Annotated in this window: 22 protein-coding genes; 6 read left to right on the forward strand and 16 right to left on the reverse strand. The window is 66.7% G+C overall.

Annotated elements, in window-relative coordinates; translation table 11 throughout:
- Window positions 1-29 precede the first annotated feature (29 nt).
- Window positions 30-581, forward strand: coding sequence for a hypothetical protein (locus ACFQZZ_RS22945; protein ID WP_378684322.1), 552 nt, complete (start codon window positions 30-32; stop codon window positions 579-581).
- A 63-nt stretch (window positions 582-644) separates the two neighbouring features.
- Here ACFQZZ_RS22945 and ACFQZZ_RS22950 read toward each other — a convergent pair whose 3' ends face one another.
- Together ACFQZZ_RS22950 and dapA are read right to left on the reverse strand one after the other, a co-directional pair.
- Window positions 645-2,729, reverse strand: a complete 2,085-nt coding sequence (locus ACFQZZ_RS22950; RefSeq protein WP_378684324.1) for a ribonuclease J — start codon at window positions 2,727-2,729, stop codon at window positions 645-647.
- Complete coding sequence (dapA, locus tag ACFQZZ_RS22955; RefSeq protein ID WP_378684326.1) at window positions 2,726-3,634, reverse strand: 4-hydroxy-tetrahydrodipicolinate synthase; 909 nt, start codon at window positions 3,632-3,634, stop codon at window positions 2,726-2,728. The genes ACFQZZ_RS22950 and dapA overlap by 4 nt, the downstream gene beginning before the upstream one ends.
- A 147-nt stretch (window positions 3,635-3,781) precedes the next feature.
- Here dapA and ACFQZZ_RS22960 point away from each other — a divergent pair, with 147 nt between their 5' ends.
- Window positions 3,782-4,234: a hypothetical protein gene (locus tag ACFQZZ_RS22960; protein ID WP_378684329.1), complete on the forward strand. Its 453-nt coding sequence runs from the start codon at window positions 3,782-3,784 to the stop codon at window positions 4,232-4,234.
- 12 nt (window positions 4,235-4,246) lie between these two features.
- On the opposite strand, the gene ACFQZZ_RS22965 is transcribed toward ACFQZZ_RS22960, so the two are convergent.
- From ACFQZZ_RS22965 to dapB, 8 genes are all read right to left on the reverse strand, one after another.
- Window positions 4,247-5,446, reverse strand: coding sequence for a winged helix-turn-helix domain-containing protein (locus ACFQZZ_RS22965; protein ID WP_378684332.1), 1,200 nt, complete (start codon window positions 5,444-5,446; stop codon window positions 4,247-4,249).
- 53 nt (window positions 5,447-5,499) lie between these two features.
- Window positions 5,500-6,519, reverse strand: coding sequence for a hypothetical protein (locus ACFQZZ_RS22970; RefSeq protein ID WP_378684335.1), 1,020 nt, complete (start codon window positions 6,517-6,519; stop codon window positions 5,500-5,502).
- A complete protein-coding gene (locus ACFQZZ_RS22975) occupies window positions 6,512-7,801 on the reverse strand; it encodes a sensor histidine kinase (RefSeq protein WP_378684338.1) in 1,290 nt (429 codons plus the stop codon). Before ACFQZZ_RS22975 ends, ACFQZZ_RS22970 begins: the two co-directional genes overlap by 8 nt.
- A gap of 75 nt (window positions 7,802-7,876) precedes the next feature.
- Window positions 7,877-8,596, reverse strand: coding sequence for a DNA-binding response regulator (locus tag ACFQZZ_RS22980; RefSeq protein WP_378684340.1), 720 nt, complete (start codon window positions 8,594-8,596; stop codon window positions 7,877-7,879).
- A gap of 165 nt (window positions 8,597-8,761) precedes the next feature.
- A complete protein-coding gene (locus ACFQZZ_RS22985) occupies window positions 8,762-9,172 on the reverse strand; it encodes a flavodoxin family protein (protein WP_378684342.1) in 411 nt (136 codons plus the stop codon).
- Window positions 9,173-9,268: 96 nt separating this feature from the next.
- Complete coding sequence (locus ACFQZZ_RS22990) at window positions 9,269-9,556, reverse strand: hypothetical protein (RefSeq protein WP_378684345.1); 288 nt, start codon at window positions 9,554-9,556, stop codon at window positions 9,269-9,271.
- A 146-nt stretch (window positions 9,557-9,702) separates the two neighbouring features.
- Window positions 9,703-10,149 (reverse strand): hypothetical protein, encoded by a 447-nt coding sequence (locus ACFQZZ_RS22995; protein WP_378685066.1) that lies wholly within the window; start codon window positions 10,147-10,149, stop codon window positions 9,703-9,705.
- Window positions 10,150-10,214: 65 nt separating this feature from the next.
- The gene (gene dapB, locus ACFQZZ_RS23000) at window positions 10,215-10,961 is read right to left on the reverse strand and encodes a 4-hydroxy-tetrahydrodipicolinate reductase (protein ID WP_378684348.1); all 747 of its coding nucleotides are present in this window, start codon (window positions 10,959-10,961) and stop codon (window positions 10,215-10,217) included.
- A 148-nt stretch (window positions 10,962-11,109) separates the two neighbouring features.
- Between dapB and ACFQZZ_RS23005 the strand changes: the two genes are divergently transcribed.
- A complete protein-coding gene (locus ACFQZZ_RS23005) occupies window positions 11,110-11,931 on the forward strand; it encodes an alpha/beta fold hydrolase (RefSeq protein WP_378684350.1) in 822 nt (273 codons plus the stop codon).
- On the opposite strand, the gene ACFQZZ_RS23010 is transcribed toward ACFQZZ_RS23005, so the two are convergent.
- Window positions 11,932-12,345, reverse strand: a complete 414-nt coding sequence (locus tag ACFQZZ_RS23010; RefSeq protein WP_378684353.1) for a hypothetical protein — start codon at window positions 12,343-12,345, stop codon at window positions 11,932-11,934. It lies immediately after the preceding gene.
- Between the two features lie 56 nt (window positions 12,346-12,401).
- On the opposite strand from ACFQZZ_RS23010, the gene ACFQZZ_RS23015 reads away from it, so the two are divergent.
- Window positions 12,402-12,863, forward strand: coding sequence for a MarR family winged helix-turn-helix transcriptional regulator (locus ACFQZZ_RS23015; RefSeq protein WP_378684356.1), 462 nt, complete (start codon window positions 12,402-12,404; stop codon window positions 12,861-12,863).
- A 13-nt stretch (window positions 12,864-12,876) separates the two neighbouring features.
- On the opposite strand, the gene ACFQZZ_RS23020 is transcribed toward ACFQZZ_RS23015, so the two are convergent.
- Both ACFQZZ_RS23020 and ACFQZZ_RS23025 read right to left on the reverse strand, forming a co-directional pair.
- The gene (locus ACFQZZ_RS23020; protein ID WP_378684359.1) at window positions 12,877-13,767 is read right to left on the reverse strand and encodes an NAD(P)-dependent oxidoreductase; all 891 of its coding nucleotides are present in this window, start codon (window positions 13,765-13,767) and stop codon (window positions 12,877-12,879) included.
- 213 nt (window positions 13,768-13,980) lie between these two features.
- Complete coding sequence (locus ACFQZZ_RS23025; protein WP_378684361.1) at window positions 13,981-15,087, reverse strand: zinc-binding dehydrogenase; 1,107 nt, start codon at window positions 15,085-15,087, stop codon at window positions 13,981-13,983.
- A 258-nt stretch (window positions 15,088-15,345) separates the two neighbouring features.
- On the opposite strand from ACFQZZ_RS23025, the gene ACFQZZ_RS23030 reads away from it, so the two are divergent.
- Window positions 15,346-15,741 (forward strand): VOC family protein, encoded by a 396-nt coding sequence (locus tag ACFQZZ_RS23030; RefSeq protein WP_378685069.1) that lies wholly within the window; start codon window positions 15,346-15,348, stop codon window positions 15,739-15,741.
- Window positions 15,742-15,836: 95 nt separating this feature from the next.
- Here the strand turns inward: ACFQZZ_RS23030 and ACFQZZ_RS23035 are convergent, their stop codons facing one another.
- Both ACFQZZ_RS23035 and ACFQZZ_RS23040 read right to left on the reverse strand, forming a co-directional pair.
- The gene (locus ACFQZZ_RS23035) at window positions 15,837-16,373 is read right to left on the reverse strand and encodes a hypothetical protein (RefSeq protein ID WP_378684364.1); all 537 of its coding nucleotides are present in this window, start codon (window positions 16,371-16,373) and stop codon (window positions 15,837-15,839) included.
- Entirely contained in the window at window positions 16,285-17,256 is a 972-nt protein-coding gene (locus ACFQZZ_RS23040) for a pentapeptide repeat-containing protein (RefSeq protein WP_378684366.1), read from the reverse strand. The genes ACFQZZ_RS23035 and ACFQZZ_RS23040 overlap by 89 nt, the downstream gene beginning before the upstream one ends.
- Window positions 17,257-17,439: 183 nt before the next feature.
- Between ACFQZZ_RS23040 and ACFQZZ_RS23045 the strand changes: the two genes are divergently transcribed.
- Entirely contained in the window at window positions 17,440-17,811 is a 372-nt protein-coding gene (locus tag ACFQZZ_RS23045) for a nuclear transport factor 2 family protein (RefSeq protein WP_378684369.1), read from the forward strand.
- A 37-nt stretch (window positions 17,812-17,848) separates the two neighbouring features.
- Here the strand turns inward: ACFQZZ_RS23045 and ACFQZZ_RS23050 are convergent, their stop codons facing one another.
- Window positions 17,849-18,343 (reverse strand): anthrone oxygenase family protein, encoded by a 495-nt coding sequence (locus ACFQZZ_RS23050; protein ID WP_378684372.1) that lies wholly within the window; start codon window positions 18,341-18,343, stop codon window positions 17,849-17,851.
- Window positions 18,344-18,368: the final 25 nt, after the last annotated feature.

The raw sequence follows: 18,368 nt of genomic DNA on the forward strand, positions 1-18,368 counted from the left end.
TCCGCGACACTCATTCCAGGGGAAATTTCGTGAAGCACAAAACAATTCGAGCGGCGGTCGCGGTCGTACTCGCGACTGCGGCACTCGGCCTCACCGCGTGCAGCTCCGACAAGGATTCGTCGTCGGGCTCCAGCACACCGACGTCGGCGCCGGGCAAGTTCGAGAGCGGTAAGAGCGGCGAGGGCACCGCGGAGGGATCCGCGAAGACCACGACGCCGCCGAACCTGGCCAAGCCTGCCGTCGGGCTGCTCAACGAGCGGATCACCAAGGCGTTCGATCCGAGCGTCAGCAGCGAGGAAAAGATCAGCTGGGTGCAGGACGCCGAGCGCGATCCGCAGCTGGTCGACAAGCTCGTCGAGGCTGCCAAGGCGCAGAACGTCAAGGTGGAGATCACCGGCGTGCAGGAGCCCAAGGACGGCAAGCTGAAGGCCGACGCCAAGGTCACCATCAATGGTGAGCCGGTGGAGAACGCCTTCGTCGAGTTTGTCGCCGAGGGTGACCAGTGGAAGGTCTCGCACCAGTTCACGTGCAACGTCGTGAAGTCGGCGAAGCTGGATTCGGCTGCCTGCCAGGCGAAGTAGGCTTCGGCTGTAGATAGCGAAACCGCCGGATGATGGTGACATCATCCGGCGGTTTTCTCTTTGCTAGACCCCGATGACGGTCGGCACGATCATCGGACGACGGCGGTAGACGTCCGCCACCCAGCGACCGACAACGCGGCGCACGCTCTGCGCGATGCGGTGGGTGTCGGTGACGCCCTCACCTGCCAGTCGCAGCAGTTCGGCTTCGACGAGTTCCGCGGCGTCGGCGAGCGCGGTGGGATCGTCGGAGAACCCACGCCCGCTCACCTCGGGGGTGCTGACCGCCTTGCCGGTGGACGAGTCGACCGCGACGGTGATCGAGATGAACCCGCCCTCACCGAGCACCAGACGGTCCGACAGCGTCGATTCGCCGACATCGCCGACCGACAGGCCGTCGACGTAGACGTGCCCGACCGGGACCCGTCCGACGATCGAGGCGATCCCGTCGACCAGGTCGACCACGACACCGTCCTCAGCGAGCACGACCCGGTCCTCCGGCACGCCGGTGGCGATGGCCAATGCGGCATTGGCGCGCAGATGCCGCCATTCCCCGTGCACCGGCATGGCATTGGTGGGTCGGACCGCGTTGTACAGGTACAGCAGTTCGCCTGCGGACGCGTGCCCGGAGACGTGCACCTTCGCGTTCTGCTGGGTGATCACCGTGGCGCCGAGCCGGGCCAGGCCGTTGACCACAGCGAAGACCGAGTTCTCGTTGCCGGGGATGAGCGAGGAGGCCAGCACCACCAGGTCGTCCTGACGGATATTGATCTGGCGGTGTTCACCGCGCGCCATCCGCGACAGCGCGGAGAGCGGTTCGCCCTGCGATCCGGTCGAGATCAACACCAGGCGGTCACCAGGAAGCGTCGCGGCGACGTCGAGGTCGACCACAACGGAGTCCGGGACCGTCAGATACCCGAGATCCTGGGCGATCTCCATATTGCGGACCATCGAGCGGCCCACGAAGCACACCCGCCGCCCGTACTTCTGCGCGACATCGACGACCTGCTGGATGCGATGCACGTGACTGGCGAACGACGCGACGATCACGCGATTGCGGGCCTTGCCGATCACCGTGTCGAGGACGCCGCCGATCTCCCGCTCCGGCGTGACGAAGCCGGGCACCTCGGCGTTGGTGGAGTCGACGAGGAACAGGTCGACGCCCTCGTCACCGAGGCGCGAGAACCCGGCCAGGTCGGTGAGCCGACCGTCCAGGGGTAGCTGATCGAGCTTGATGTCGCCGGTGTGCAGCACGACGCCCGCGGGGGTTCGAATGGCCACGGCGATGGCATCCGGGATCGAGTGGTTGACCGCGAAGTACTCGCACTCGAACGGGCCGTGCGTGGTGCGCTCGCCCTCGGTGACCTCGGTGAGCTTCGGTCGCTGGCGGTGCTCTTTGCACTTCGCGGCGACCAGCGCGAGGGTGAACTTCGAGCCGATGACCGGGATATCGGGGCGCAGCCGCAGCAGGAATGGCACCGCGCCGATGTGGTCTTCGTGGCCGTGGGTCAGCACCACGGCCACGACATCGTCGATCCGGTCCTCGATGGGCCGGAAGTCGGGCAGGATCAGGTCCACGCCGGGCTGCTGGTCCTCGGGAAACAGCACGCCACAGTCGACGATCAGCAGCTTGCCGCCGTACTCGAAAACGGTCATGTTGCGGCCGATTTCACCGATGCCGCCGAGGGCGAAGACGCGCAGGCCGTTCTTGGGCAGCTTCGGCGGGGCGCCGAGGCGATCGGCGACGGGGCGATCGACCGGGCGGGCCGGAGCCTGCTCGGCGCGGCCTCGACCGGACTGCTGGCGGGCACGTCCCGGTTTCTTCGCCGGCGCTTGCTGCTCGGCCTTGGCAGGAGTCTTGTCGGCCGAGGTCTTGGCCGCGGCCTTCTTGGCGGGCGCCTTGTCCGGTGCGGCCTGCTTCGTGCGTCGCGCGCCGGATTGCGCGCCGCCCGCGGTCTGCACGTTGCTCGCGGCCTGCCCCGCTGCTTCGACCTGCGCCGCAGCGGCGGCCTGCACGATGCTGTCGATCTCTACCGGGCTGTCCTGTGGTTCCGCCTTTGCGGCGCGCTTCGGCGCGGGTGGCGCGGGCGGCGGCGCGCCCGCGGCACGGGAAGCGCTACGACGGGGACGACGTGCTAGTGGCTCGCTCATCCGAGCACCCCCGCAATCTGCAGGTCAGCGGACAGCTCGTCGAGCTGTTCGGCGGTGGGCATCAGCTGTGGCAATCGAGGCTCCCCTACATTTATGCCGAGCAATCGCAGCCCGCCCTTGCTCATGGCGACACCGCCGAGCCGGGTCATCGCCGCGTTCAACGGCAACAGGCTGACATTGATTTCCCTGGCGCGCACCACGTCACCGGCCGCCCATGCGTCGCGCAGCGCGCGCAGCCGTTCGGGCACGAGATGCCCGATGACACTGATGAATCCGACGGCGCCGACCGACAGCCAGGGCAGGTTCAGCGCGTCGTCGCCGGAGTAGAAGGCCAGGTCGGTCGTGGCGATCAGATCCGCGCCCGCGTTCAGGTCGCCCTTGGCGTCCTTGACCGCGACGATGCGCGGGTGCTCGGCGAGCTTGCGAATGGTGTCGGTGGCGATGGGGACCACCGAGCGCGGCGGAATGTCGTACAGCGTGACCGGCAGGTCGGTGGCGTCGGCGACCGCGGTGAAATGGGCAAGCAGACCGGCCTGGGTGGGACGCGAGTAGTACGGGGTCACCACGAGCAGGCCATGCGCACCCGCCCGTTGGGCGTTGCGCGCGAGTTCGATGGAATGCGCGGTGTCGTATGTGCCCGCGCCCGCGATCACGGTGGCACGGTCGCCGACGGCGTCGACAACGGCACGCAGCAGGTCGGCCTTCTCGGATTCGGTGGTAGTCGGCGATTCACCGGTGGTGCCGGAGATCGCGAGCAGGTCGACGCCGCGCTCGACCAGACGGGCCGCCAACGCAACGCCGGCATCGACGTCGAGCTTGCCGTCGGCACTGAAGGGGGTCACCATCGCGACACCTACTGTGCCGGACGCGCGCAGCTCCGTTGGCGTCGATTCACCGTTCGTCATGGTCAGAAAGGCTACCCGCTCTAGGGAATGCCCTCGACACCCTGACCGCCGATCGGCCCGCCCGTGCGAGTGATTCGCCTCCCAGCGTGCAGCCTTGGCGTCAAACCGCGCCTTGTATGACATCACGAATGGCGTCACACTGATGTCATGGATCTCAACAAGTACACCACCCGGCTGCGTGACGATCTGATCGCGGCCGCCGCGCTCGGCGACGAAAAAACCCAGGCCACCGCGGCCGCACTGGCGGCGGCGGCGGAGAGTGCGACCCGTCTTGCACTGCTGGCGGCGTTGTCGGACATGGCCGCCGAGGTCAGCACCGCGCTCGGTGACCGCACGGTGCACGTCTCGGTCGACGGCACCGACGCGAGCGTGGATGTGCGCAAGAACTCGGCCACCACCGCCGACGGCGACCATCCGAGCTTCGAAGAAATGACCGGCGACATCAGTCGCGTCACGCTGCGTCTGGTCGAGCAGTTGAAATCGCGCGCCGAAGAGGCTGCCGCGCAGAGCAATATGTCGCTCAATTCGTGGCTGTCGGGCGTGGTTTCGGGTGCGCTGCGCGATCAGATGCGTGGTTACGGACCCAAGCGCGACGTCTGATCACACCACCGATCACAACAACGGGGCGAGGTCTCCGCGATCACCGATCACCACTTTGTCCAGCTCGAGCCAGTCCGCCATCTCACGCAGCGCATCGGTGAGCGCAGCCACCGTCTCCGGGGTGCAGTGGCCGGGTTCGGCGAAGGCGCCGGGTACCAGGAGCCGCCCTGCCGAGCGCTCGGCGCGCAGGTCGACCCGGCCGACGAGTTCACCGTTCAGTAGGAACGGAAAGACGTAATAGCCGTGCACCCGTTTGGGTTCCGGCGTATAGATCTCTATCCGGTAATGGAAATCGAACAGCCGCTCGGTGCGCGCACGGAAGAAGATCAGCGGATCGAAGGGGCACAGCAGGGCCGCGCCCTCGATCCGGCGCGGCGTCACGGCGCCGGTCCGTAGATAGCCGGGTTTGTCCCAGCCCGCGACGTCGACCTGTTCCAACTCTCCGGCGTCGACCAGGTCGGCGATGGCCGGTTGGGTCTGGGTGCGATGGGTCCGGTAGTAGTCGCGCAGGTCGGCTTCGGTCGCCACACCGAGCGCGGTCGCCGCGCGTAGCGTCAGTTCGCGGATCGCTTCGCCCTCGGGGACGTTGCGCGCCAAGATCTCCGGCGGAATCACCCGCTCGACCAGGTCGTAGTGCCTGGCGAAGCCGACCCGCTTGTCCACCGACAGCGCGCCATTGGCGAAGAGTTGTTCGCAGATCATCTTCGTATCGCTGAGATTCCACCAGGAGCCCTTGGGGCGAGGCTTGTCGAGTTCCAGGTGCCGTTCGACCTCACCGGCGGTCGACGCGCCGACCTCGGTGATCACATCCAGGATGTCCTTGCCGAGAGTGGGATTGCGTTCCGCCACCCGCCGCATGCCCGCCCAGCGACCGTGGTCGTATTCGGCCATCCGCCACCGCATCAGCGGCCAGTCCTCGACCGGGATCAACGCGGCCTCATGCGCCCAGTATTCGACGAGTTTGCGCGGCCGCCGAACCCCGTTGCTCCAGGCGGCATCGTCCAGCAGTGTGCGATCGTAGCCGCCGATCCTGCTGAACACCGGCGCATAGTGCGCGCGCACCACCGCCGACACCGAATCCAGTTGCAGTAGTTGCGTTCTGCCCAGCACGTCGAGCACCGTCCGCCGGCTCGGCGCGGCCGGTTTGCGCCTACCGAACCCCTGCGCGGCCAACGCCGTCCGCCGCGCCGCCGCCGCACTCATCTTCCTCATGGCTGGCACTTTGCCACGACGGTCCGACAAGCCGGGCCGCTGCCCGCCACCGGTCAGGTCGACACCGACACCTCGCCCGCGGTATCGATCTCGGTACGCCGATCACGCTCGGGCGCGTTCGCGAGCACCGTGGCCAAGATCCGGCGACCCATCGGCAGCACCCGCACGGTCACCGAACCCGCATTGGCCGCATCCAATTCCTTTGTCGCCGATTCGATTACCTGCTGGCGCACCCAGCGTGGCACGCCCGCGAAGCCACCGTCGTCGAGCAGCACCACCTCGACCCCGCGAGAGCGGGCGCCACGGGCCGCGCTGCTCAATTCGTCGGTGACCAACTGTGGGGCGCGCAGCCCGTCGCGCAGTTCGGCTTCCAGTAGCCTGCATTGTTCGCGCTCGGCCGCGCTGAGCTCTGCCCCGCCCGCGATGCGTTCGAGGATCGGGCGGGCGACCTTGTCGAGCCTGGCCAGCTGTCGATCCCGTTCGCCGTTCTCCGCGGCCATGGTCGCCTCCGCCGCCGCGCGCATGGTCGCTTCCTCCCGCAACAGGCGCAGGGATTGTTGCATCGGTCGCATGATCGCCGCGCAGATCGAGATCCCGGCCACCGTCGCCACCGGCACCACCGACCCGACTACGACGCCGACCCGGACTCCGGTCATCGCACCCACGACGCCGATCACTACCGCGATCCCGCCGACGCCGAGCCAGGCCGCGCCCAACCGACCACGCAGCACCAGAACCGCGAGGACGTAAGACGACGCGAAGGGAGTCCACACCGGTTTGGTCAGACCGTTGTCGATATCGATGATGGTCAGCACCGTCGCCACCGGTCCGGCGGCCGCGACGAACACGGTGGCCGGCCAGGGCAGCGGATCGACCGGAATCACCAGCACCAACACCCCGGCCACGACCATGATCAGCAGCGCGGCAAGCGCCGGTATCGGCGCCGAGTCTGGCAGATTCCGCAACATGTACAGCACGATGGTCAGTTCGAAAACAAGCAGGAACAGCCACGCCCAGCGATCCCGCAGGCCGAGCAGATCGCGCAGCCCGAATTCGGCTTGGGTGTCAGCCATCGCCACCCCAGACCAGCGTCACCGTAGTGCCTTCTCCCGGTTGGGATTCCACGAATCCGGCGCCACCCGCGAGCTGTCGCATCCGACCGAGGATGCTCACCGAAATGCCGAGCCGATCGGCAGGCACCCGGTCCAGGTCGAATCCGGCGCCGTCGTCTCGGAACGCCACCCGGATGCCGCCCGCACTCACGGTGACGGTGACCGTCCGCCGCACGGACCGGCCCGGCACCGTGGCGTGGCGCAGGCTGTTGCGCACCGCCTCGGCGAGCGCGGCGGCGATCGTGCCCGCGGCGTCCACCGGCAGCCGCAAATCGTCGAGCCCGGCCCAGCGCCGTGCGGTGAATTGGACTCCCGGATTCACCTCGTGCACCGCCGAGCGCAGGAAGCCGACCGCCGATTGCGCATCGAGGTGGTCGGATTCGGTGTTGCCGCCACGGCATTCGTCGAGTTGGTCGAGCGTTCGTTCCGCCTGGCGGCGCAGCACCGGCGACTCGGTGCCCGCCCGTGCGGCATCCAGCAATGTCGACAGCACCGCGTCATGGATCAGCGCGGCGAATCTCGCCTGCTCACGATCTCTCGCCGCGGCGCCGGCCACGGCCGCGGCACGCTTGCTCGCTGTCACCGACTCGCGGTCCACTCGCGCCGCCGACGCGAGCGCATACGTGGAGCACCACAGGAACATCGCGCACAGTCCAGCAGCCCTTGCGAAGTCGCCGATCAGCGACAACGTTGTCCCACCTGCCACCACGGCACGATTGGCCAGCGCCGCCTCCGCCGCCGCGACGACCAAATATATGACCGACAGCGGCGGCCGCCACGCCAAGGCGGCCGCGAGCACACCGAGCGCGAGCACCCGATACACCCACACCGAGGACGCGTCCGGCGTCGGCTCGGAATAGGCGAACGGGATAGTCGCCATTGCCGCAAGGAAACTCACTGCCGCCAGGCCCGCGACCGTCCGGATCACCCGCGCGCTGCGCCCGAGCGACACCGCGGCAAGCACCGGAAACCAGCCGAGCGCGAGGACCACGGTCAACGCGGTCCAGCCGGCCGTGACGAATCGACTCTGGTCGGCGATGTCGGGCAGCTCCACCACCGCGACGATCAGCCCGGCGAGACCAATGGTCAGACCCAGCCTGCGCAGAATGCGATCGGCCGTCGGCTCGGCATGGTTTTCCTTGGACACCGCCGCGACGCCACGGCGCCAACGACTCGACCGGAAACGGTCGAGCATCGCGGAGTCCGCAGCAGCAGGGGTGTCCAGCATGCTGGACGCGGTCATACCTGCGCCTCGCTGGCGCTCGGCTCCGGTATGACCGCGATTGCGGCTGTGTTCATTTTCGCTCGCTACGCTCACTCATGCGCGCGGATGCCGCTCGGGAACCGGTAGCCATCCGTCCTCCACCGCCCGCTTGTACAGGTCGGTCTTGGTCGGAGCCGGGCGACCGGCATCGGCATACTTCTGCCGGATCCGGCCGAGATAGTCGTTGACCGTCTGCTCGGAAAGACCTGTCAATCGCGCCACCCGGGAGGCCTTCTCACCGGAGGCGTACAGGGTGAGCACCTCTTCTTGACGCGGGCTCAAGCCCACGTCCGACAGCTGCGGGTCGCCGTCGATGGCCGCGGCCCAGTCGGTGGTCACCACCTGCTCGCCGGACGCGGCCCTGCGCACCGCCGCGACCACCGTGGGTACGTCCTCGGACTTGCGCACGACGCCGAGCACTCCGGCCTTCGCCGCCGCGCGCACCAGAAAAGCGTTGTCCGCCCCGGTGAACACCAGGACCTCGATCCCGCGATCACGCAGGGCACGCACGTTGTCCTCGGGCGAGGATCCGTCGGCAAGCCGCAGATCGAGCACCACCAGGTCCAGCGCGGGGTGCGGTGCGGTCGCGGTCGCGGCAACGGACGCGCGGCTCACCGCGGCGGCCAACAGTTCCGGCACGGTCCCCGCGGTCAGCACCAAATCGAGATCCGGTTCCGGTGCAAGCATTGCGGCAAGCCCGATCGCGACCGATTCATGATCTTCGACGAGACCAATCCGGCGCGGCACATGCTCGCCACCTTCGACCCAGGTCACCTCGAACTCCCATCCCGAGCAACTGCTCCACAGCCCCACCGGTACAACGTCACCATGAGTATGCCCGGCAGATGCTCCCGGAGGTCAGCCACCAAAATCAGGGGCCACCTGGATACCAACGGTGGCAGATTCTGCTCGGTCACGGTCGGGTTCGCGGAATCGGCTTCAGGACATCAGCTGCGCGGCGATGGTGGCGCCGAGCTCCCAGCACCGCTGGATGTCGTCCTTTGTCGGCGGCCCGGATACGACGACCGGGGCAGCGGCCTTGACCCAGCCCATACCCGTCGTGATGCTCTCGACAGCCCGCTGCGCACCCTCGGTGCCCTGGTTGCCGTGCAGGTAGAGGCCGTATGGGCGGCCGCAAGTCGAGTCAAGACATGGGTAGTAGCAAACATCGAAGGCGTGTTTGAGCGCACCGGACATGTAGCCCAGATTCGCCGGCGTCCCGAGCAGATAGCCGTCGGCCTCCAGCATGTCGGTGGGCGTGACCGCCAGTGCCGCGCGGCGAACCACTTCGACACCTTCGATCTCCGGGTCCGTCGCGCCGGACACCACCGCCTCGAACATCTCCTGCATGTGCGGCGAGGGTGTGTGATGAACGATCAACAGCCGAGGCACGTCGCAGAGCGTAGCGCGGCCCGAGCTCGGCGCGCTTCAGACCGCGGCCGGTGGTCAGCCGATCTGCACCGACTTGCTGGTATAGGTGCCGGATTCGCCCGCTGGGAGGATCGCGGTGGCAAAGCCGAGGCATCCGGTCGTCGGGTAGATGGATATGGTGTTGTCGGTGTTGTTCGTGAATGAGCGGTTCTTATCGACGCCGAGGTAAAGACAGCCGTGCGGATTTTTGTAGGTCGTGTCGTCGACGATCAGTTCGCCCTGGGCAGCAGTTGCCATCGGGGCGGCGGCGATCACCGCCGTTATCATCAGCACACCGGGTACTGCACGAACGCTGCGGCGCATGTTGTGCTCCTCGCCAGTCGAAACGGCCGGTGCACGCCCAACATCAAGCCGGACGATTCGCCGGATTGTTGCTACTACTCTAGTCGGTTGATACAGGGTGAGCGAGAAACCTGGTCCGGACGGTGGCCGGGACAGCCGCGTATCGGTTAGCCCTCGGTGTGTTCGCGTTCGAGCTTCTCCAGCGCCACCGCACGTCGCATGGTTTCACGGGCCCGGGTGCGGTCGCCCGCGTAGTCGTAGGCGCGGGCCAGCCGGTAGGAGACGCGCCAGTTGTCCGGGTCGGCCTCCCATTCCTGCTTGACCTGCCCGAACAATGCGTCCGCCGACTCGCGTTCGATGCGGCCGGACGGGCGGCGGGGCAACGCGGAGGTGTCGAGTTCCAGCCCCTCCTCGTGGATACGGCGGGCCAGGTGCTGATGCGACAGTGCCGCGCGCACGGTGGCCACCACCATCCACACACCCAGGAACGGCAGGATGAGCACGCCGATACCGATGACGATGGCGGCGACATCACCGGAACCGATGAGGCTCAACGCGATTCGGCCGAGCAGCAGGAAGTAGAAGCCGAGCACGAGGATCAGCGCCGCAAGCAGTGCGACGACCTTGCGGACCTCGGTGCTGTGGCCGGGATCTTGCGACTCGACAGGTTCCGATGTGCTCACAGATCCAGCAACGGGTCGAGTCCGACGGTCAGACCTGGGCGGTCGGCGATCTCGCGCACGCCGAGCAGCACGCCGGGGGCGAAGGAGTTCCTGTCGATGGAATCGTGCCGGATGGTGAGGGTTTCGCCCTGGGTGCCGAACAGCACCTCTTGATGCGCGACCAACCCGGCAAGGCGCACCGAATGCACCCGCACGCCGTCGACATCGGCGCCGCGCGCACCCTCGAGCTCGGTGCTGGTCGCGTCCGGACTGCGGCCGACGCCCGCACGTTCGCGGGCCGCCGCGATCAGTCCGGCGGTGCGGTAGGCGGTTCCCGACGGCGCATCGGCTTTGTTCGGGTGATGAAGCTCGATGACCTCGACCGATTCGAAGAACCGGGCGGCCTGCTCGGCGAAGCGCATGGACAGCACCGCACCGATCGCGAAGTTCGGTGCGATCAGCACGCCGGTCTCCGGCCGCTCGGCCAGCCAGCCGCGCACCTCGTCGAGCCGCGCGGCATCGAAACCGGTGGTGCCGACGACCGCATGGATCCCGCGCTCCACCAGGAACTTCAGATTCCCCATCACCACGTCGGGGTGCGTGAAATCGACGACAACCTGCGTATTCGCTTCAGTGAACGCCTCGAGCGAATCATCCTTGTCCACCGCCGCGACCAGCTCCAGATCGGTCGCCGCCTCCACCGCCGCACAGATCGCCTGTCCGACTTTCCCGCGTGCACCGAGCACTCCGACCCGAATGGTCACCGCACCTCCTCGTTCGCTCCTGTTCTGCCAGCCTATAAGGGCGCACTCGGACGCAATCCGCCCGCCGCCCCACGGTCACCTACCTCCCGATTCACATTGCTATATGCGCATGTTTGCGCATGAGCGACCGCTCGCATACGGTCGCTGGGTGACTTCGATTCGAGAGCTGGCCGCCGACTTCCTCCGGGACCACGAGAGCAAGAAACTCGTTGCCGGGCAGCATGATTGGCACTACTACCGCGGCGGAGACGGCGATCCGGTGCTCCTGCTCACCGGCGGCGCGGGCATCGGCATCGCCTGGCTCGACCTCGCACCGGCGCTGTCCCCCCGGTTTCGGACGCTGGCGGTCGACTTCCCGCCACTCATCGAAACCTGCGATGAGGTCATCGATGGTCTCGTCGCCGTGCTGGACACCGAAGGCGTCGAGCAAACCCACGTCGTGGGCCAGTCCGCGGGCGGCATGTTCGCCGAACTGTTGTCGCGGCGAGCGCCGGAGCGCATCAGATCCCTGACGTTGACCAGCACCGGCCTCTACGGCCCCGAAGATGTAGATCGCCTGCGAATGCGCGTCGACACCGCCGGGAACACCCCCTGGACGCAGGCTCGCGAATCGGTCCGCACGGCGCTGCGCAGCATATGGGGCGACACCGAGGACGCCGAATTCTGGATCGAGCAGATCGAGGCGGTCACCGACCCGGCAGGCAGCGCAGGCGCGGTCCTGTCGTATCAGCGAATGCTGCAACTCGCCGAACGAGTCGACGAGATCATGGCAGGCCCGTCATGGCAGGGACCCACGCTGATTCTCCGCGCCGACGACGACCCGCTCATCACCACCACGCACACCGAACGCTTACTCACACTCCATCCGGACTGCGAATACCGCACCATCCCGACCGGCGGCCACTCACTCCTGATCAGCCGCCCTACCGAGTACATCAGCGCCGTGACCGAGTTCCTCAGCGCGACATAGCTATTCGCCTGCCATATTTCCGGCCATCGTTTCGAGCATGCGCACCGTCTCGAGGTACTGCTCATCAGTGATGCCCTCGACCATCGCGCGGCGGCGGCGACCGATCCGGACGAACGCCTCGTCATGGGTTGTGCGACCCGTATCGGTCAGCGACAGCGCGCCCGAATCCTCGACAACGAGGCCGCGCTGGACCAGCTGCGTGAGCTGAACATCCCACTCCCCCGCGTCGGTCCAGAACGGCGTGAGGCCATCGCGGACGTCGTCGACCGGACGCGGCCCCTCGGCCAGCGAGTGGAGCATCTGCCAGTGTCGGCGACTCAGCTCGCCTGCGGCGAGATCCTCGTCGAAACGCTGGTTGATCAGTCGATCGAGTTCCTTCAGCCAATAGCCGATCAGGCGCTTTTCGGCCATCATTCCTCCAAAGCATGTATTTTTACAACTAAATGTATCTTTACATGAAGGTGAAGGCGATGGAAGTGCACGAGGCGATCACCGAAGTCGTCGAAGCGGCGATGGTCCGAATTCGGCGCAGGCAGACCCTCGGCGCACTGGCGGGCAAGTCTCCTGTCCCTGTGGCCGTATTCCGCGTCCTGGACGCCGTAGCCGTATCCGACGCCGCCACCGTCGGAAGCCTGGCGCCTGCATTGGGTGTCGATCAGCCGCGCGCGAGCCGCCTAGTTGCCCAGGCAGTTTCGTCCGGCCTCTTGGAACGGGTAGCCGACCAGCTGGACGGACGCCGGGCCGTGCTCCGTCTCACCCGCGAAGGCACGAACCTGGTGGACGCCGCGCGCGACGGCCGCCGCTGCGCCATGGCCACCGCCATGGCGGACTGGACCGACCACGAACGCACCGAATTCGCCCGCCTACTTAACCGTTTCGTCGACGCGCTCGACCATCCCGCCACAGCGGGTCGCGATACGAACGGTCGCTGACACTTCGACAAAGCTACGTAGCGGAGACAGGTTTCCTGAGTACCTCGATCAGCGCCGTAATGCTCTGGTCGCCATGGCCTTGCGCGATCGCCCGCCGGAGCAGCTCGTACATCGGCGCGTGCCAGGACATATCGATGCCCACCTCCGCCCCGAGTTCCTCGTCATTGCCGATCGCCGCGTGGAACAGGCCGACAGAAGCCCCCAACTTCGTGTAATCACCGGTATCGATTTCATCGGCGAGGACCGGCAGCAGCGACTCGATCATCTGCAGCCACTTGATCGAATAGTGCACCATCGAGCTTGCGGTGTGGCCCCGCGCCGTCAACACCGCCGCGCCCTCGAAGAAGCCGAGCAACGCGGGCAACAGCGTCGCGCCGACCGCTGATTCGTACAGCGCGCCGAGATCCGGTTCGGTGCCGAGATGGACGACATCACCGCCGAGCACCCGTAATGTGTCGGCCTGCCGGTCGAATGTCGCGCGGGCGCCGCCGAAGTACAACAGCGTTTCCGGATTCCCCACCGCCGCGGGCACATTCTTGATTGCGCCGCCGAGGAATTCGGCACCGTGCCCGGCCGCCCAGGTCGCCAGCTCTCGCGCGCCGTTCGGAGTTCCGCTGTTCAACGTGACGAGGGTCCGACCGGACAGCGTGGCACCGGCAGACCGCAGCGCGTCCAGCGTAGCGGCGAAGGTGGTCAGGCAGGAGACGATCAGCGGACTGGCGGCGACCGCATCGCCTATCTCGACATACTGCGTCGCACCCAGTTCCACCAGCGGCGCTGCCTTCTCGGGGCTCCGGTTCCACACGGTGGTCGGATGCCCCGCTTTGACAAACGCTTCGGCCAGCGCGCGGCCCATCGAACCCAGCCCGAGCACGGTCACCGGCGTGTGCTCACGATCTGTCATTGTGGCTCCATTCCAAGATGATCCGAACCGGGCATCCAAAACCCGGAGTACGGAGCCAAGTCTTCGAGACAGCTCAGAAAGCCTACAAGTACTCACTTTTCGGTCGAATACCTACGTCGGGGTAAGCGAACAGGTCGCGGGCAGGCGCCACGCCAGGTCTATGAGAACGATCACCTCCGCGGCGAATCGGAACTCCCGTGCGACCACGTCGGGTCACTCGAAGACGATCACCTGACGCAGCGCGTGGCCCGCGGCGAGTTCATCCATCGCGTGGTTGATTTCGTCGAGGCCGATGTGCGCGGACACCAGCCGCTCGACCGGTAGCCGACCCTCGCGCCACATCCGGACGTACTCGGGGATATCGCGCGCCGGGACGGCCGAGCCGAGGTAGCTGCCGATGATCGAACGGCCCTGCGCGACAAGCGCGAGCGGCGAAATACTCGCCCGCGCATCGGGTGCGGGCAGGCCGACGGTGACCGTCGTGCCGCCGGGTGCCGTTGCGGCGATGGCGGTTTCGAACGCGCGAATATTGCCAGCAGCCTCGACGACGACCTCCGCCTGCACACCCTGTGCGCCGACCTCGGCCGGCGTGTAGACCGCAGTGGCACCGAGTTCTTTTGCCAGAGCGAGCTTTTCCGGAACCGTATCGACCGCGATGACCTCCGCGCCGCCCAGTGACACCGCCACGAGCAACGCCGCCATCCCGACACCGCCGAGCCCGACGACCATAACCCGATCAGCGGGGCCGGGCTTCGCGGAGTTGAGCAAGGCGCCGCCGCCGGTCAATACGGCGCAGCCGAGCACTGCCGCGACTTCGGGTGGAACATCGTCGTCGACCGGAACCACCGAACGGCGATCCACGACGGCGTGGGTGGCGAACGCGGAAACGCCCAGGTGGTGGTGCACTTCTTCACCGTCACGGTGCAGCCGCCGCCCGCCGTTGAGCAACTCGCCCCGATTGTTGGCCACGCTGCCCGGCCCGCACGGCGTCCGCCCCTCGCTGGCACAGCCCGCACAATCGCCGCAGCGCGGCAGGAAGGTCATCACCACGCGCTGCCCGACCGCGATATCGGAATCGCCCGGACCGACCGCCTCGACGCGACCGGCCGCCTCGTGCCCGAGCAGCATCGGCACCGGTCGCACTCGATTGCCATCGACCACCGACAGGTCCGAATGGCACAACCCTGCCGCCTCGATCCGCACCAGCAGCTCACTTGGCCCGGGTTCTCCCAGATCCAGCTCACACACGGTGATCGGCGCCGATTCGGCGAACGGCACGGGCGCTGCGATCCGCTCCAGGACCGCCCCACGAATCTTCATTCCGCCGACGCTACCGCCCGCGGTCCCCGCGGCCCAGCGAATGCCACCGAAAGCGATCCGGAGTTGCCATCACCGCCCACTCGCGCAAGCGTGCGACCGGCAGGGCTGCCCGATCTGGCAGGCCCGCCCGATTCGGCAGGCCGCACGCTGGCGTACCCGCCAGTTTCGGTGCTAACGTTTTCGGCCGTGACGGTGCTCCCGTAGGCCGCCTTGTACCGAGCCCGGGGTCGGGACCGTCACGACACAAGGAGCAATCCCCTGTCAGTACAGTTCAATCACACCATTGTCGGTTGTCACGACAATCGGGTGTCCGCCGAATTCTGGGCAGACATCCTCGGCTTGGAAATCGGAACAGAATGGGGCCCGTTCATCCCGCTTCCCACGGGTAACGGAGTCACCTTCGACTTCGCCAAGGTGCCCCCTCCATTCACCGAAATCCAGCCACAGCACTACGCATTCCTGATCTCCGAGGCCGAGTTCGACGAGGCCTACGCCAAAATCCAGCGCTACAAGCTGGACCATTGGGCCGACCCCCGCAAACAGGGTGTCAACGAGATCAACCACAACGACGGCGGCCGTGGCGTCTACTTCCAAGACCCCAACGGCCACTTCATGGAATTGATCACCGTCCCTTACGGCGGCTGGCCGACATAAGAACAGCAGGGCGGCGTCCAACCTGGACGCCGCCTGACCGGCAGCCGTGTCATCGCGGGCCCATACATCTGGTGAGCTGGCGCTCGTCGGCGCACTCACCGGGTCGGTGCGGGAGGCTGAGTCGGTGCCGGAGGCCAGGGGTTGGGCTTGACGCAGGTCGGCTTGCGGACGGGATTGTCGTCCCAATCGAAGTGCGCACCGACCCACGCCTTGGGGTGGTCGAACCGGACTTCGTTGGCGGCGAAGCGGGTGGTGCGGAAGGAGATATCACCGAAGAAGTCGCCTTCGGAGAAGTCGACGGTGCGGCCGCCGAGGGTGGTGCGGGCGAAGGTGACAGCGCCATGGAACTCGGCCTGCGTGAAGTCTGTTTCGCGAGTTCCCCTGGTGTGCAACCGCGACGGCGCGCCCAGCTGGGCGTCGTCGAAGTCGATGGTGGCCGCGTAGAACTGGGTGCCGACGAAGGTGATTCGCTGGCTCGCGAACTCGGCGCCCGCGAAGGTGATCCGTTCGCCGTCCAGCGCCGCACGCTCGAGCGAGGTGACCTCAGCGCGGAACTTCGCCTCCTGGAATGATGTTCGCGCACCGAGGAACCGGGCACCGATGAAGGTGGTGCGCGGGCCACGGAAGGTCACGCTCTCGAACGACGTCGTGCAGTCGAACGTGGCGTCGTCGAAGGTGGTGCCGAACCCGGCGACCTCGTTTCTTCTCGACGCGAGTCGATCCGAACTCGGCTTGGTCGAACAGCGCGGAACCGTTCTGAAAGGTTGCTTCGCGGAAGGTGACGTGTGGACCGGTGAACGTCGCACGCTCGAATGTGGTGGTACCGGTGAATATCGCTCGGGCGAACGAGGTATGCCTGCCCGCGAACACGGCGTATCGAAAATCCGCCTTCTCCAGGACCGCGCCGTTAAAGGTGAAATCGCAATCCGACCAGGAGACGTCCGCCGAGCGCCGCACGTGGTCGGCGATCACCTTGACGATGGTTCGACGCACCTCGCGGTCGTTCTGCCGGAACTGATAGACCCTTTCGACCTTGACCCCGGCTTCCTCGGTCGACTCCGCCCGCGACACAAGGTGATTCGCTGCCTCATCGGGGTCGAACGGCAGCCGAAGATAACCACACAGCACATCGATGCACTGCTGTCGTCGACTCGGGCCGGAAAATTCGTCGGCGGCCCCCGCCATCGCGTAGACTCCCGCGATCCGCACTGCCACATCGGCATCGCCCAGCTGTTCGGCCGCCGCCCCGAACAGCTCCGCGAACCGTCCACGCTCCAGATCCCGTTGCCGCCGATAGGCCACGACCAGAGCAACCGCGCCACCCACGCCCGCCGCCACCGACAGCGCGATCTTGGTGAGGTCCAACTGATTCGGTGTCTCCGCCTTCGCCCCCAGCCCCCACCACAACAACCACCAGGTCAGACCCGCGATCGCCAAGCCACACACCACGACCGTCACCACCGCGAGCAACAATGCCGCGCGGTGCAGTCGGTCGCCCAACCTCCCCCATCGCATGTCCGCATGGTAGCCGGATTGTCGCTCCCCGACTACCGACAAGATCGGCGACCGGTGCGCACCAAACCTTTTCGAATATCCGCCCATCCGAGACACCGACACGCGCACAGCTCGGCGATCAACGAGCCCGGCGATCCGCGGCCCTATGATTCGCGGATGTTTGCTGACGTCTCTTGTGGTCCGGTGGCAGCGATCGAGATGCTGCACGCCGACCTGGCAGCGTGGCTGGGTTCCAACGCAGCCGCGGAAGTCTTCGAGCGATTCGCCGCGGCCCAGCACGAGGAATTCTCGATGGTGACCACGTCGGGCGAGGTGCTGGGCCGGGCCGAGTTGCTTTCGGTGTTACGTGGTGCTCGAAATACCCAGCCGGGGTTGAAGATCGATATCTCCGAGGTGCAAGAGCTGGCGCGCGAGGGCGACACCGTGGTGGTCCGCTTTCTCGAGCTGCATCGCGTCTGCGGGACGGAAAGCTGTCGACGGGTGACCGCGGTGCTGGTGGCCGACGGGGCTGAATTCCGCTGGCGCACCGTGCACGAGACCGAAGTGTCTACCTGAGAAAGCCGAGATGTCCAAGGTCCGGCATGGCGAACCGCTACCTTTCCGCTCGGTCGACGGCCGCTCCATGTCCGGCAGTCCGCGATCCGACTACGACAGCGATCAGCACAACGAAGGCGGCCAACGCGCAGCCGGTCCGAGTGAAGTGAAAGAGCTCCCAGCGCCGCAGGATCGCGGCGTAGTCACTGGGCGGGCCGCTGACCGCCCATACCTTGATCTCCTGGTTGATCGGCACATTGCCCAGGCGCGTGACCAGGAACGAGGTGACGGCCAGCGCCGATGCGGCGGCAGCCGACCATCGCGATCGGGACGTCGATCGCACGGCAAGAATCAGCGCGCTCAGTATGGTCAGCCCCATGAGGATCTGCATGACCGGGCCGTTGACCCGCATCAGTGCGGTGTGGAAGGTGAATCGAACGTCGAGCGGCACTTCACGGAACGCATACAGGACGTTGACCGCGCCGTATCCGAAGGCTCCTGCCAGCAAGCCGGGAAACAACAAGGCCGCTGCCCGAACGAGTTTCGACAACATGGGAACTCCCGTCTCAAATATTGCA

Source organism: Nocardia sp. GCM10030253, from assembly GCF_042675075.1.
Classification (GTDB): domain Bacteria; phylum Actinomycetota; class Actinomycetes; order Mycobacteriales; family Mycobacteriaceae; genus Nocardia.